At 70.8% G+C, this 13,474-nt stretch carries 14 protein-coding genes and 1 pseudogene; 8 read left to right on the forward strand and 7 right to left on the reverse strand.

The window, feature by feature from the left end:
• Nucleotides 1–151: 151 nt before the first annotated feature.
• Nucleotides 152–1,192 (forward strand): LacI family DNA-binding transcriptional regulator, encoded by a 1,041-nt coding sequence (locus AB0O76_RS38295; RefSeq protein WP_365501360.1) that lies wholly within the window; start codon nt 152–154, stop codon nt 1,190–1,192.
• A gap of 156 nt (nt 1,193–1,348) precedes the next feature.
• Nucleotides 1,349–2,107: a hotdog fold domain-containing protein gene (locus AB0O76_RS38300; protein WP_365501362.1), complete on the forward strand. Its 759-nt coding sequence runs from the start codon at nt 1,349–1,351 to the stop codon at nt 2,105–2,107.
• A 346-nt stretch (nt 2,108–2,453) separates the two neighbouring features.
• Here AB0O76_RS38300 and AB0O76_RS38305 read toward each other — a convergent pair whose 3' ends face one another.
• Entirely contained in the window at nt 2,454–2,630 is a 177-nt protein-coding gene (locus AB0O76_RS38305) for a hypothetical protein (RefSeq protein WP_365501364.1), read from the reverse strand.
• A gap of 56 nt (nt 2,631–2,686) precedes the next feature.
• On the opposite strand from AB0O76_RS38305, the pseudogene AB0O76_RS38310 reads away from it, so the two are divergent.
• Nucleotides 2,687–3,206 (forward strand): annotated as a pseudogene (locus AB0O76_RS38310) (alpha/beta fold hydrolase); the annotation flags it as partial.
• Here the strand turns inward: AB0O76_RS38310 and AB0O76_RS38315 are convergent.
• Together AB0O76_RS38315 and AB0O76_RS38320 are read right to left on the reverse strand one after the other, a co-directional pair.
• On the reverse strand, nt 3,172–4,872 hold the full coding sequence (locus AB0O76_RS38315) for an immunity 49 family protein (protein WP_365501366.1): 1,701 nt from the start codon (nt 4,870–4,872) through the stop codon (nt 3,172–3,174). The pseudogene AB0O76_RS38310 and the gene AB0O76_RS38315 overlap by 35 nt on opposite strands.
• A 64-nt stretch (nt 4,873–4,936) precedes the next feature.
• Nucleotides 4,937–5,785 carry a class I SAM-dependent methyltransferase gene (locus tag AB0O76_RS38320; protein WP_365501368.1) on the reverse strand — a complete coding sequence of 283 codons (849 nt, stop codon included), beginning with the start codon at nt 5,783–5,785 and terminating at the stop codon, nt 4,937–4,939.
• A 190-nt stretch (nt 5,786–5,975) separates the two neighbouring features.
• On the opposite strand from AB0O76_RS38320, the gene AB0O76_RS38325 reads away from it, so the two are divergent.
• On the forward strand, nt 5,976–6,950 hold the full coding sequence (locus AB0O76_RS38325) for a hypothetical protein (RefSeq protein ID WP_365501370.1): 975 nt from the start codon (nt 5,976–5,978) through the stop codon (nt 6,948–6,950).
• Nucleotides 6,951–6,976: 26 nt separating this feature from the next.
• On the opposite strand, the gene AB0O76_RS38330 is transcribed toward AB0O76_RS38325, so the two are convergent.
• On the reverse strand, nt 6,977–7,591 hold the full coding sequence (locus AB0O76_RS38330) for a dihydrofolate reductase family protein (protein WP_365501372.1): 615 nt from the start codon (nt 7,589–7,591) through the stop codon (nt 6,977–6,979).
• 65 nt (nt 7,592–7,656) lie between these two features.
• A complete protein-coding gene (locus AB0O76_RS38335; RefSeq protein ID WP_365501374.1) occupies nt 7,657–8,364 on the reverse strand; it encodes an NAD(P)H-binding protein in 708 nt (235 codons plus the stop codon).
• 116 nt (nt 8,365–8,480) lie between these two features.
• Between AB0O76_RS38335 and AB0O76_RS38340 the strand changes: the two genes are divergently transcribed.
• The 4 genes from AB0O76_RS38340 to AB0O76_RS38355 all read left to right on the forward strand — a co-directional run bounded on the left by AB0O76_RS38340 (nt 8,481) and on the right by AB0O76_RS38355 (nt 11,623).
• Nucleotides 8,481–9,197, forward strand: a complete 717-nt coding sequence (locus AB0O76_RS38340) for a TetR/AcrR family transcriptional regulator (RefSeq protein WP_365501376.1) — start codon at nt 8,481–8,483, stop codon at nt 9,195–9,197.
• A gap of 175 nt (nt 9,198–9,372) precedes the next feature.
• Nucleotides 9,373–10,254, forward strand: a complete 882-nt coding sequence (locus AB0O76_RS38345) for an RNA polymerase sigma-70 factor (protein ID WP_365501378.1) — start codon at nt 9,373–9,375, stop codon at nt 10,252–10,254.
• A 2-nt stretch (nt 10,255–10,256) separates the two neighbouring features.
• The gene (locus tag AB0O76_RS38350) at nt 10,257–10,724 is read left to right on the forward strand and encodes an SRPBCC family protein (protein WP_365501380.1); all 468 of its coding nucleotides are present in this window, start codon (nt 10,257–10,259) and stop codon (nt 10,722–10,724) included.
• Nucleotides 10,725–10,807: 83 nt separating this feature from the next.
• The gene (locus tag AB0O76_RS38355) at nt 10,808–11,623 is read left to right on the forward strand and encodes an SAM-dependent methyltransferase (protein WP_365501382.1); all 816 of its coding nucleotides are present in this window, start codon (nt 10,808–10,810) and stop codon (nt 11,621–11,623) included.
• A gap of 40 nt (nt 11,624–11,663) precedes the next feature.
• Here AB0O76_RS38355 and AB0O76_RS38360 read toward each other — a convergent pair whose 3' ends face one another.
• Nucleotides 11,664–12,302 (reverse strand): cysteine hydrolase family protein, encoded by a 639-nt coding sequence (locus AB0O76_RS38360; protein ID WP_365501384.1) that lies wholly within the window; start codon nt 12,300–12,302, stop codon nt 11,664–11,666.
• A 92-nt stretch (nt 12,303–12,394) separates the two neighbouring features.
• Nucleotides 12,395–13,387, reverse strand: coding sequence for a GlxA family transcriptional regulator (locus tag AB0O76_RS38365; RefSeq protein ID WP_365501386.1), 993 nt, complete (start codon nt 13,385–13,387; stop codon nt 12,395–12,397).
• Nucleotides 13,388–13,474 lie beyond the last annotated feature (87 nt).

Genomic DNA, 13,474 nt, shown 5'->3' on the forward strand with positions numbered 1-13,474 from the left:
TATGGCAGAGAATGTTATCGATGCCAATAGGTCTTTCCCCTTGCGCTCTCGGGCCGGTGAGACGGCGATGAGGCCGGTATCATCCGGCACACGGAACGACGTACGGAGCTACGTACGGAACAAAGTGAGGACGCGTGGAGACAGTGGACGCATGGATGCAGTGAACGGTGGCGAGGGCGGCGGACGGCCGCCCGGCATGGCCGACGTGGCCCGGGTCGCGGGAGTCTCCGCGCAGACGGTCTCGCGCGCCCTCTCCGACCATCCCAACGTCCGGGAGGAGACGCGGGCCAAGGTGCTCGCCGCCGTGGAACGGCTTGGGTACCGCAAGAACAGCGCCGCCCGGATCCTGTCCTCCGGGCGCAGCCGGACGATCGGCGTGGTCACGCTGCAGACCACGTTCTACTCCCGGCTTACGCTGACCTTCGGTATCGAGAGCGCCGCGTACGAGGCCGGTTACTCGGTCTCCACCGCCTCCACCGCCTCACTGGACACCTCGGCGGTCGAGGCGGCGCTGTCCCGGCTCGCGGACCAGCGCGTCGAGGGGATCATCCTCGCCATCCCGCTCATCCATGTGAGCCCCCGCATCGAGCAGTTGACGGACTCCCTGCCCACGGTGACCGTCGACGGCTCGCGCACGGCGGCCTCCGAGGTCGTCGCAGTGGACCAGGTCCAGGCCGCCCGCCTCGCCACGCGCCATCTGCTCGACCTCGGACACGAGACGGTCTGGCATGTCGCGGGCCCCGGCGAATGGCTGGACGCGGCGAGCCGCCTGAAGGGCTGGCGGGAGACCCTGGAGGCGGAGGGCCGCACGGCCCCACCCGTCCTGGAGGGCGACTGGTCCCCCTCGTCCGGCTACCGCAACGGCCTCATCCTGGGCCGTATCCCCGACGTGACGGCGGTGTTCGCCGCCAGCGACGAGATGGCCTTCGGAGTGATCCGCGCCCTGCATGAACTGGACCGGCGCGTTCCGCAGGACATCTCCGTGGTCGGCGTCGACAACATCGACCTGGCCGAGTACTGCTCGCCGTCCCTGACCACCGTCGCCCAACCCTTCGCCGAGATGGGCGCGTTGGCCTTCGGCCATCTGCTGCGGCTGATCGAGAACCCCGACGCCGAGCACGAACCGGCGTCCGTCGAACCGAAGCTGATCGTGCGTACGAGTACGGCACCGGTCGGCCGCGGGACGGTGTGAGCACGCCGGCGACACCGCTCGTGCGTTGACGTACGCACCTCAAGTGAGCCTGACATCAAGGCGGTTCAGCGAGTGGGGGTCGTGAGGCCGCGATCTCCATCACTGTTCCTCTCCCTGCCTCGCCTGTCGAGCGGTGGTGTGATGGGGTGGACGACCATGACAGCGAGCCCGATTCTGAGCGTCCCCACCCATGCGACGGGCTACCCGGGGGTGGCCTTCGGCGGCTATGTCGCCGGGCTGCTTGCCGCCCGCGCGGAGGCCAAGACGGTACGCGTCGACTTCCGTGGCGCGGTGCGTCCCGATACTCCGCTGCAGGTTACGCAGGCCCCGGACGGCGGCTGCCTGCTCGGCGACGCCGAGAACGGCACCCTGGTGGCGTGCGCGCCCGCCGAGCTGCTGCTCGATCCGCCGAAGATGCCGACCTGGGAGCAGGCGCGGGCGGCCACCGAGGACTATCTCGGGTACATCCGCAAGTTCCCGCCGCCGATTCCCGACTGTTTCGGCTGCAGCCCGGTGCCTGCGGGGCGCGGTGTACGGGTCTTTTCGTCCCTTGTCCCCGGGCGCGAGCTGCTCGCCGCAGCCTGGGTCCCCGATGCCGAACTCGCTCTCGATGACGGTACGTTGGCGCCGGAAATGGTCTGGTCGACCCTCGACTGCCCCGGCGGCTGGGCGGGCATCAGGCTCGGGCTGATGAGGCCGGGCTCGGTGACGGCCGCGCTCACCGGGACACAGCTGCGGCCGGTGCGAGCGGGCGAGCGCCATGTGTCCTATGCCTGGCCCATCGCCGCCGAGGGCCGGAAGGTCACCGTGGGAGTGGCGCTCGCGACGGCCGAGGGCGAACTGTGCGCGCTGGCCGAGGCGCTGTGGATCAGCCCTCGGGAGCGAGGGGACGCCGCCCCGGCACCAGGGACGTGACGCAACCGCGCATCCGCCCCCTGCCTCGCCCCTAACCGGCAACAGAATCCGAGCGAGAAGCGGCAGCCACCAGAATGGCGCCCAGTTGTACCGAGACCAGCCTGCGCAGCTCGATCGCCGGGCCCGGGGAGTCGGCCTCGGCTTCCGTGAACAGAGGTCGAATCGCTCGGTGAGCAGGCGATGTTGCTCGTGGACGGCGGGGGCCGGTCATCCAGGCCGCCCAGCGCTTCCACCTGTTCGGTGAGCGTGCGGAACGTATCCAGTGTGGTCTCGGTCGAGCGGCGGAACGGCGAGTGCACGGTGAGATCGTCCGAGACGGCGTCCAGGGCCGCGCCGGGTGTCGCGATCAGCTCGCGCCGCGCCGCCGCCCCGGCGGTGGCGATCTCCTGGTGGGTGCGGCCGCTTTCGGTCTGGTCGCGACGCGGCCGTCGGACCAGTAGGGCACCTCCGTCACGAGATGGAGCGCCCCGAAGCGGGCCGCGTAGTCGGCGCTGCTGGCGCCCGCGTTGAACGCGGCGCCCACCTGTGCTCCGTCGGGAGTCGAGCAGACGCCCGGCACGATCGGTTTCGGGCCGGGCGGGGCACGGTCGTTCGGCCGAACCGGTCGGCCGGAGCTACGAGATCCCCGAGCAGGGGCGCAGGCTCGGCACGGCGCTTGATCGGCTCGGCGTCGAGCACGCCGTCGTCGTCGGCCATTCCAGCGGTGGCTACGCCGCCACCGCTCTCGCCGAGCAACGCCCGGGGCTGGTGACCGCGCTCGTACTCATCAACACCGGCCCCAGCATGGACGCCTTCATCGCACCGGAGTCCGCCCCGATCGACCCCGCGCAATGGCCACCGACCGACGAGCGGATCCGGCAGTTCCCAGCAGGCGCTCCCGGATCGGCTGCTGGCACTCGGCAAGCCACTGCATGTGATCTTCGGCCAGCAGGACCGCAGGTGGCGGCCCTCGTCCGCGGCCGACTACCGCGTCGTACCGGGAGCGACAGTCGAGTTGCTGCCCGGTGCCGGACACACGCCCATCCTGGAGGAACCGGCACGGACCGCCGCGCTGCTCCTGGCCTTCAGCCGGGAAGCTCCTCGATCCGCTCGCGGTTGAGCAGGTACGTGGGCAGGTGCGGCTGCTTCAGAGGGACGGGGAACCCGTAGTCGTAGGCCAGGCTCGCCATCGCGAGCGGGCCGAGCGCCACCTGGGCCCGGGGCGCCGCCGAGTCGCCCCAGTACGCGCCGTGGTGTGCGACGGCTTCGGCGAGGGTCTCGTTGAAGGTGTCGTGGTCGCGGGCGATCAGGCGGTGGAAGAGGGCGATGGGCTGGTAGTCGATCTGGTTCACGAAGTCCATCGGCGCGTGGGTCACGGTCTCGGGCATGGACGTTTCCATGGTGGCCAGGAGTTTCTGTACGACGTCGTCCATGGGTTGCTGGGACCAGTAGGTCTGCAGCGTGTCGATCCAGTGCAGCACGTAGGCGTCCACGGAGTCGTCCTGCCGCAGCGCCTCAAGCGGCACCTGGCACAGCCGGTCGGCCCGGTCCTGTCGGCGGCACGCGAGGGCGAGGTAGAAGGCGTCGAGCCAGGCGCGAGCGTCCGCGGGGGGCTCGGCGGCGATGGCGGGCAGCTGCGGTTCGATGTCCTCGCCCAGTCGGCATTTCTGCGCCTGCGCGCCGGTGAACAGCGCGGAGCCGAGCTGTACGGCGGTGGCCCAGGCGTCCCAGGTGTCGATGTGCGCCAGTTGGGGGTCGGCGGCGCAATGGCTGTGGGCGAGTGTGAGAGCCGAGGCGAAGGCGTCACCCAGTCCGGCCGGCTCCTGGGTGAGCCGGGTTATCGACTCGGTTGTGGTGCGGGTGAGTTGAGCTGTGTCGGGCGCCTCGGCGGTGGTGCTCGTGGCGAGCCGTCCGGCGCCGTCGAGGCGGACCAGGCCCTTCATCAGGCTGAGCAGTTCCGGCGGCGGCCGCAACGAGAAGGTACGGGTGTCGGGGTCTATGACCGTGAGCGACGTCAGCGCGCCCTTGTGCCACCAGTAGACCCGCGGGGACAGCGCGCCCGGTCCGTCCTCGTGGGCCCCGAAGGCGTACGCGGCAAGGCCGTTGACGGCGTCGACAACGGAGCCGTCGGCGATCGGGTGGTACGCAAGGAGATTCCGCTGCGGCATGACGACCAGGGCCCCGGCGTCGGGCAGTGCCTCGCCGGTGATCTGCCGGGCCGCTTCGGACAGGAACAGCGCCTTGCTCGCGATGAACGGGGAGTCGCCGTACACGGAGTGCAGCAACGCCCCTCCCTCGACCGGGACTTCCTCGTGTTCGACGGGTACGCGCATGACGTTCGCGTACGCCGCACGGCCCAGTTCCTCAAGACCGGCGCGCTCCACGTCGGCGTCGGTCAGGATCCGGACGCTGGTCGGCATGTCGAGGCCGTAGGCGAAGACGAGCCCATCGGCCACCACGCGTGCGTAGCGCAGGGCACCGGCAAGCTCGGGGCCGATCGAATCCGTGGGCAGCAGCCGCGCATGCACGCCGCGCAGCAGTTCCTCGGCGCTCTCGCCACCCCGGCTCCCTTCCCGCAAGGCGGCGAAGTGCGCCTCCACCAAGGCCGGCCAGCGGTCCTCCGGCGCATGGCGGCACTGCTGCGCCAGGTTGTGCAAGGAATAGCTGCGACCGTCCTCGCAGTACGGGGCGGCCAGGGCCCGCAGGCGTACGGCTTGCGCGACGGTCAGCATCGGCAAGGCGGGATCGGGAGTTGCTGGTGCGGCGAGGGCGTCGTCGTGGTTCACCCCTCCGACCCTACGAGTTGGGAGAACGACGGCTGCCGCCGGGTCGTACCGCACCACCGCTTGATCACAGCTCGGCGGGGCCTTTCGCCCACACAAAGACCTCGGTGCTCGGCTGGCGCTCTGAGAAGCGGCCGGACGGGGAGGTGTCCAGGAGCAGGCGGCGCAGGTCCGCCTCGAAGGCGTCGCGGTCCACGCCGAACAGGTGCGGGGCCGAGAACGACATCGAGAACACCCCCGCGACCGCGTCGTCGACCGTGCGCTCCAACGCCTGGCCGCCGGGCACCACATGACGCCGGGGTCCGGTGAATCCCGCGCGGGCGAACATCAGCGCCTCACCGCCGGGTGTCCCCTGGGGCAGCACGCCGCGGCCGGCCCTGCGGACCGGTCCCAGGTAGCGTCCGACCAGCTCGTCCATCGCCGCATAGGGGACCGCCGGATACGGGAGGCCCTCGGTGGCCCGGGGCTCCGACTTCTCGTCCGAGATGTGTACGAGGACTCCACCGGGCTCGAGCAGGTCCCTGATGGTCGACGCCACCAGGTCACGGTCCATCCAGTGGAAGGACTGGGCGAAGGTCGCGACGGTGAACGTGCCGAGCCCCGCGGGCAGTTCCTCGGCCCGGGCCCGCACCCACCGCGCCTTCCCTGCCACTCCGCGCTCGGTGGCCACGCGCCCGGCCTCGGCGATCATCCCGCGGTCCGGGTCGACGCCGACGACCTCGGCAAACAGGTGCGCCAGGGTCAGGGCGACGGTTCCCGGTCCGCAGCCCACGTCGATGAGGCGTCCGCGCCCGTCCAGGTGCAGAACCTCGGCGAGTTCGTCCGCAAGGCCGGGGGCGTAAGGCAGCCGACCGCGTTGGTAGTAGGCGGCCGTTCCCGAGAACAGCGTCTCGTCCCACTCCCAACCTGCCGTCATGCCCGGCACCGCCTTCACTGTCATGCGCCCCTGTCGGACGGACGGACGATGATTCCACGGCGCGACCGACGGCCGTGGCATCCGGGCTGGTCGAGGGTGAGCGCCGTGTCGGCCGTGTCGACGGTTCGATAGCCTCGGGCTTCTTGTGTGCCGGTGGGCGTGCGTGCGCCTCGACCTGGGAGGGCTTGGGATGGCGGAGCAGACGGAGAGTGCGGCGGGCCGGGCCGCCGTCGAAGAGCGCTTCCTGCGGGAGTGGGGGTTCGAACTGCCCGAGTCGGTCTTCCGGTTCTGGACGTTCCTGGGCTCGCTCGGCCCCGTGGAGGAACAGGCGCTCGCGGACCTGGACGTGAGCCCCGTCGGCATCATGGACCTGTTCGCAGACCCTGGTCTGCGGCCGCGCGACGGCATCGACGTACGCGTGCACGGTCGCTACTACCGTGACCCGCCCGAGTTCCTGACCTTCCTGCACGGCGGCTCCGACGGTCTGCACCACGGGCTGTGGTTCGACGACGGCCGCACCTGCAGCGGCGTCGCGTCGTACTACAACAACGACGGCGGCGGCATCAACACACGTTCGTGCACCCCGCTGGAGGCGGTGCGCGCGATCCTCGAACTCGTCTGGCGCGACCTCGACGACGACGTGCAGGACGAGGAAGTGGCCGCACGGCGCTCCCGCCTTGCCCTGCTGCGCGATGCCCTGACCGCCTTCGAGACCGGCGACAGGACCGAGGTCGGCCTCGTCTACTCCAGGGCGTACGACTGGGCCATCCCGCCCGTGGACTCCGACCGGGTCACGACGCTGGACGGCGCGGGCGCACTCGCATCGGGGGAATCCGTGCTGGACCGCCCTGCCCACAACGGGGCCGACGAGTACAAGTTCGCGACGTACATGTACGCCCTCTTCGACGACGCCGAGGCGCTGCAGGCGAACGTGGAGGAAGCCCGCAGCCGTTGCTCGGCGGGCGATCCGACGGAGGCCCTCCTCCTCGGCCGCGACCTGCACTGGGCATCGGGCGGCGACCCGGCCCGCGAGGAGCTCGCGGGCGAACTCCTCGTGATGGCCTATCGCGCGCTGGATCGCCCCTCACTGGCGGCGATCGCGGAGGCGCATCACCGGCACCGTTCCTTGGAGAAGGTGAACGTGCTGGAGACGAAGAAGGCTTGAACCGGGCCGACGGTGCGCTCGCGTCGTCAGAGGACGTCGTAGGTCAGGTGCGTCGCGGTCGATGTGGGGGTCACGCTCCGCTGCACCAGCGTGCGCGGCGCTCCGCCGGTGAACAGTGGTGTCCCCGCACCCAGCACGACGGGCGCGAGGTGCAGCGTCAGCACGTCGACAAGCCCGGCGTCGAGCGCCGAACGGACCGTGGCTCCGCCGCCCATGAGGACGACGTCGAGGTCCTTGCCGCCGGCCGACGACGCCGCCTCGGCGTGTTCGCGCGCGGCCGTGACGGCGTCGGGCAGACCGGTGGTGACGAACGTCCAGTCGAGGCCGGTGAGCCGCACCGACTCCGGACGCGAGCTCGTCACGACGACGAACGCGGGCTTGCCCACCTCGGCCGCGCCGTAGCCGACCTTGTCGTCCCAGCCGTGCGGCCCGTCGACCACGTCGAAGAGGTGGCGGCCGAGGATGACGGCTCCCGAGCGGGCGGTCGCCTCGCGCAGGACCCGGCGGTCGTCCGGGTCGTCGGAGAACGCCCAGGTGTGCAGGGCCTCGCCGCCCGTGCCCAGTCCGCTTTCCGGGCCGGGGTCGGGCCCGGTGACGAAGCCGTCGAGGGAGACCGAGATGTCAGCGATGATGCGCGTCATACCAGGGCAGACCCGATCCGCCGCCCGAACTCATCGCTCAGGCATGAAGCGCCCTCGGCGCGACTTCAGTACCCGATGGTGAAGCGGCGCTGCACGAAGCGGGGCAGTTCCGCCTCGTCGACGAGGGCGACGGCGGCGTCCTCGGCCGAGATGCGGCTGCGGCCTTCGGCGTCCAGAACGGGCTGGTCACCGCCGGTGCGGAAGCGGCCCGTGCGTTCGCCGGGGGCGATGTCCTCGGCGGGGCTGAAGTAGGTCCACAGGCGGTTCGACGTGCGCAGGACGTTCAGGGCGTCCCGATGGCCGCGCACGGCCGCCGCATAGGCGCGGGGCAGGCCGACCTGGTCCAGGGTCGCGTGCAGCAGTTCGTCGGAGTCGGCTCGCACCACTCCTGGTTCCACCTCCAGGCTGCCCGCGCCGCCGATGACGATCAGCCGGGTCCGGGGGTGGCTCTCCAGCGCCTTCAGCAGGGCGCGCGCCGCGGCGGCGTAGACGGTGGGGTCGGCGATCGAGCGCCGCACGGTGTCCGTGATGTCGTGGGCGGCGTTGCCGGGCTGGAATCCGCTGATCAGGACGTCGAGGCCGGGCAGGGCGGCGGCGACGGCCGCGGGGTCCAGGACGTCGAGGCTGGACCAAGTGATGTTCTCCCGCTGTTCCTTGCCCGCGGCCGACGAGGCGTCGCGGCTGAACGCCTTGACGTGGTGCCCCCGGCTCAGCGCTTCGGTGACGACCCGGCTGCCGATGGTTCCCGTCGCTCCGATGACTCCGATGTGCATGGCTCTCCCCTGTGCATGCGAAGGTACGACGCCTCCTCTTGGTGACGCCGTGCGGAAACTATACGGCGTGCAGTTTTCGCACGGCATGCATAAAATTGACGCTGTAGATTGGCCGCGTGGCAGTTACAGGCAGCAGGGGCAGGCGCGAGCGGCTACGGGCCGAGACGACCGCCGAAATCAAGGACGTGGCCTTGGCGCTGATGGCATCGGGCGGCCCCGACGCCATCACTTTGCGGGCCATCGCCCGTGAGATGGGCATGACCGCGAACGCCATCTACGGGTATTTCGCCACCCGGGACGACCTGATCACCGTGCTCATCAACGACGTGTACACGGCCCTCGCGGACGCCGTGGACAGCTCCTGGGAGGCCACCTCCGCCAAGAGCCCGGCCGCCCGCATCCACGCTTGGTCCTGCACCTTCCGGGACTGGGCCCTGGCCAATCCGCAGGGCTTCCGGCTCATCTACGGAGATCCCGTTCCCGGCTACCACTCCCCCGAAGGCGGCGCCGCCCCGGACGCCGCGCGCCGCGTCTGCACCGGGCTCACCGCCCTGGCGGCCGCAGCCTGGCCGCACGCCGAACACCTCTACGAGGACAGCGAGTTCGCATGGTCGGACTTCGACGCGGGGCTGCTCGACAAGGTGCGCCCGGCCTTCCCGGAGCTGCCGCCTGCGGCCGTCGCCCTCGCGCTCCGCGTCTGGGGTCATCTGCACGGCCTGGTGTCGCTGGAGGTCTACGGCCATCTGCGCACCCAGACCGCAAGCCCTGACAAGCTCTTCCAGGAGGAACTCGCCCAGCTGGTACGGATGTTGGGCCTCCCGCAGCAGCGCTGACGGGCCGCCCCGACCGGATGTGAAGTGAATCACCGCGGCGGACTGTCACGGTTCGCCGGTCCGGAGTGTCTCGATGGGCGTCCGAGGAGGTGGGCGTCCGACGAGAGGGGCGTCCGACGAGAGGAGCCGGGTGTGATGTCGAGGTACCGACAAGTGCTTGCCGTGGGGGCGGGCCATGGCTGAGGACGCCTTCACCGAGCATCGTCCGCTGCTGTTCACCATCGCCTACGAGATGCTGGGCAGCGCCGCCGACGCCGAGGACGTGCTGCAGGAGAGCTACTTGCGGTGGAGCGCGGTCGATCCGGCGACGGTCGAGCATCCGCGCGCCTACCTGGTCCGCCTGGTGACCCGGCAGGGCCTCAACCACCTGCGCGCGGTCAAGGCCCGGCGCGAGGAGTACGTCGGCCCATGGCTGCCCGAGCCGATCCGCACCGTACCCGAGGTGAGCGAGGACGCGATCCTGGCCGAGTCGGTGTCGATGGCCATGCTGCTCGTCCTGGAGACACTCAACCCGACCGAGCGCGCGGTGTTCGTGCTGCACGACGTGTTCGGCTACACCCACGGCGAGATCGCCGCGTCGATCGGCAAGGCCGAGGTAACCGTCCGTCAGATCGCCCACCGCGCACGTCGGCACGTCCACGCGCGGCGCCGCCGCTTCGAGCCCGACTCCGACGCCACCCGGCAGATCGTCCAGCGGTTCCTGCTCGCGGCGTCGACCGGCCGGATCCAGGATCTGATGGACCTGCTGGCGCCCGATGTCGTGCAGATCTCCGACGGCGGCGGGAAGGTGGTCGCCGCCCGTCGTCCGATCACCGGCCGCGACGACGTCGCCCGCTTCGTCCTCGGCGTGATCCGCACCACCGGCTCGACGACCCGTGTCGAGCCCGCCACCTACAACGGCATGCCCGCGGCCCGGTTCCTCACCGGCGACGCACTCGACTGGCTGGTCGCGTTCGAGATCCACGACGGACGGATCACCGGCCTCTACGGCATGCGCAACCCGGACAAGCTGCGCCGCGCCGACGCGGTGCGCCCACTCGACAGAGGAGGACTCTGACCATGGAAACCATGACCGTCGAACGCGTCATCGCCGCCCCGGTCGAGAAGGTGTTCGCCTGGCTCACCACGACCACCAACTACACCCGTTCGCCCCTGGTGGTGCGCTGCCGCCTGACGCGGCGCGGCGAGAGCGCGCCCTACGGCGTCGGCGCGGTGCGCAGTCACCTCTGGCTGATCGGCTGGTTCCGGGAGCGCATCACCCGCTACGACCCGCCGTACGCCACCGAGTACGTCGTCGAGCGCAGCCTGCCGCCGGCCCGGCACGAGATCGGCCGTATGACGTTCGCGGAGGTCGACGGCGGCACCCTGGTGCGCTGGAGCACCCGCGCCGAGATCGGCGTCCCGCTGCTCGGCCCGCTGCTCACCCGGCGCCTCGCCCGGCCGATCATCACGCGCACGTTCGGGGGCATCCTCGACGCCGCCGCCACGGCGCTCGCCCAACACCCGCAGCACACACCCGAAGGGTGAACTGGTGTACGCGTACTGATCGTTGGGACGTAGGTTGTGCCGTGGAAACAGTTCACGCCTCGGTGGAAAGACGGACGGTACCCATGACCGACCCTGCGACGACGCCCGGGTCTGCGGCGCAGCAGCAGATCGACACCTCTGTGCCGCACTCGGCGCGTATCTGGAACTACTGGCTGGGCGGGAAGGACAACTACGCCGTCGACGAGGCGGCAGGTGACGCGTACAGCGCCGTCTTCCCCGGCATCGTCACCGTCGCCCGCAGCAGCCGTGCCTTCCTGCGCCGCACCATCACGTACCTGGTCGACGATGCGGGCATCCGGCAGTTCCTCGACATCGGTACGGGTCTGCCGACCGGGGACAACACCCACGAGGTCGCCCAGCGGCTCGCCCCCGAGACGCGGATCGTCTACGTCGACCACGACCCGATGGTGCTCGCGCACGCCCGCGCCCTGCTCACCTCGACCCCGGAGGGGGCGACCGCCTACATCGACGCCGATCTGTCCGACCCCGACCGCATCCTGGCGACGGCCGCGGAGACGCTGGATCTCTCGCGCCCCACGGGGTTGATCCTCAGCAACATCCTTGGCCACGTCGCCGATTACGACCAGGCGCGCGCCATCGTCGCCCGTCTGATGGAGGGGCTGCCGTCCGGCAGTTTCCTCTCCATCAACGACGGTTCACGGGGCACGGACGCCGATTACGAGCAGGCCCAGGACGCCTACAACGAAACCGGCGCCGTCCCCTACTTCCTGCGTTCCGTCGACGAGATCACGGCGTTCTTCGACGGCTTGGAGCTGCTTGAGCCCGGGGTCGTCTCGGTCCCGCTCTGGCGGCCGGACGGCACCGCCCCCGTGCCGGGGCCCATCGGCGAGCACGGCGGTCTGGCCCGCAAGCTGTAATCGTTCTGACCCTTCAGGCCCCTCAAGCTTCTCAAGCTCCTCAGGCCGGGAGAGCCTCGACGTTGCGTACAACCGTGCCGAACAGGTCGGTGATCGCGGTCAGTGCGGCGGCCTGGAGCCCGGCGGCGGGCAGGACGGTGCCGTCGGGCGTGGTGAGGGCGCGCGTGGCGGTGGTCTCGGCGACGACGGTGGGCCGGTAGCCGAGGTTGAAGGCGCCCTGGGCCGTGTAGTTGACGCACATGTGCGTCATGAAGCCGCCGAGGATCAGGTCCTTGCCGCTGCCCGGCGCGGCGCCCAGTTCGGTCAGCGTCTTCTCCAGTTCCGTGAGGTGGAAGGAGTTGGGGAACTGCTTGACCACGACGGCCTCGCCGTGCACGGGGGCGACCTCCTCGCTGATGGCCCCGATGTGGGCGCGGATGTCGTACGGGGTGCCCTCGCCACCGTCGTTGATGACGTGGACGACCGGGGTGCCCGCGGCGCGTGCCCGCTCCAGCAGACGGGCGCCCGCCGCGAGGGCCTGCTCGGCGCCGTCCAGGGCCATGACGCCGCTGCGGTAGGTGTTCTGAAAGTCGATCAGGATCAGGACGGATTCGCTCAGCCGGGGCGGCTGGTTGTCCAGGCCGATCACGTCACGCAGGGTCGTCGAGGGCTGGTTCGTGCTCAGCTGATTCGTGCTCATGGGGAACCTTTCATGGGGGAAAGGGCATGGCGAAGCCACAGGGGGCCCGCCTGCGGCGGAGAGACGGATGGTGGATGGATACGTGAAACGGGTCAGGTGGTCTGGGTGCGGAAGCGGCGGCGGTAGGCCCCCGGCGTGGTCGCGAGCTGCCGTTTGAACGCCCGGTGCAGGGTTTCCGCCGAGCCGAGCCCGGCGGCGGTGGCGACCTGGTCGAGCGGGCAGTCGGTGGTTTCGAGCAGGCGGCGTGCCGCCTCCACGCGGGCGGCCTCGACATAGCCGGCCGTACTGGTGCCCGTCTCCTGTTTGAAGACGCGGGCGAAGTGCCGCTCGCTCAGGCACATCCGGGCCGCCAGGGCCTCCGCGGACAGGTCCGCGTCGAGGTGATCGGCGATCCACAGGCGCAGTTCGTCGATGTCACGCCGGGAGGCGGCGGGGCGGCTGAGCGGGACGGAGAACTGGCTCTGGCCGCCCTGCCGCTTGAGGTACATCACCAGCTGCCGGGCCACGGCGAGCGCGGCATCCTCGCCGAGGTCCTCGGCCACCAGGGCCAGCGCGAGGTCCAGGCAGGCACTGATCCCGGCCCCTGTCCACAGCCGGCCCCGGTCCGTGCGTACGAAGATGGGGTCCGGGTCGACCGTGACGGCCGGATGGTCGGAGGCCAGCTGGGCGGCGGTCGACCAGTGGGTGGTCGCCGTCTTCCCGTCGAGCAGTCCGGCCGCGGCCAGGACGTGCGCGCCGACGCACACCGACGCAACGCGCCGGGCGTGCGGGGCGGTCTCCTTGACCCAGGCCACGGCGTCGGTGTCGATGCGGGCGACGGGGCCGTCCTCGGTCATGTCGACCGCGCCGGGCACCAGCAGGGTGTCGACCTGGCCGCCGACCTCGTCAAAGGCGAGATCGGCCATGAGGCGCACACCCGCGGAAGTCCGCACCTCACCGCCGGCGGGCCCGGCGAGGCGGACCTGGTAGCCGGAGCGGCCCGCGGTCTCCCGGTTGGCCAGCGCGAAGACCTCGGCCGGGCCGGTGACGTCGAGGAGGTCGACATCGGGGAAGACCGCGATGACGACACGGTGCGGAGTGGGCATGCCCCCATCCTCACCACCACCGTCCATGGCCGCAATGACGATTCCCTGTCACATCCGGACATGCGGACATCCGACATGCGGCGGCCG

Source organism: Streptomyces sp. NPDC086554, assembly GCF_040686095.1.
Taxonomy (GTDB): Bacteria; Actinomycetota; Actinomycetes; order Streptomycetales; family Streptomycetaceae; genus Streptomyces.

Coding starts and splice junctions, on each gene's coding strand:
- AB0O76_RS38295 (WP_365501360.1), top strand. CDS start 152: ATGGATGCAGTGAACGGTGGCGAGGGCGGCGGACGGCCGCCCGGCATG.
- AB0O76_RS38300 (WP_365501362.1), top strand. CDS start 1,349: ATGACAGCGAGCCCGATTCTGAGCGTCCCCACCCATGCGACGGGCTAC.
- AB0O76_RS38320 (WP_365501368.1), bottom strand. CDS start 5,785: ATGACGGCAGGTTGGGAGTGGGACGAGACGCTGTTCTCGGGAACGGCC.
- AB0O76_RS38325 (WP_365501370.1), top strand. CDS start 5,976: ATGGCGGAGCAGACGGAGAGTGCGGCGGGCCGGGCCGCCGTCGAAGAG.
- AB0O76_RS38330 (WP_365501372.1), bottom strand. CDS start 7,591: ATGACGCGCATCATCGCTGACATCTCGGTCTCCCTCGACGGCTTCGTC.
- AB0O76_RS38335 (WP_365501374.1), bottom strand. CDS start 8,364: ATGCACATCGGAGTCATCGGAGCGACGGGAACCATCGGCAGCCGGGTC.
- AB0O76_RS38345 (WP_365501378.1), top strand. CDS start 9,373: ATGGCTGAGGACGCCTTCACCGAGCATCGTCCGCTGCTGTTCACCATC.
- AB0O76_RS38350 (WP_365501380.1), top strand. CDS start 10,257: ATGGAAACCATGACCGTCGAACGCGTCATCGCCGCCCCGGTCGAGAAG.
- AB0O76_RS38355 (WP_365501382.1), top strand. CDS start 10,808: ATGACCGACCCTGCGACGACGCCCGGGTCTGCGGCGCAGCAGCAGATC.
- AB0O76_RS38360 (WP_365501384.1), bottom strand. CDS start 12,302: ATGAGCACGAATCAGCTGAGCACGAACCAGCCCTCGACGACCCTGCGT.
- AB0O76_RS38365 (WP_365501386.1), bottom strand. CDS start 13,387: ATGCCCACTCCGCACCGTGTCGTCATCGCGGTCTTCCCCGATGTCGAC.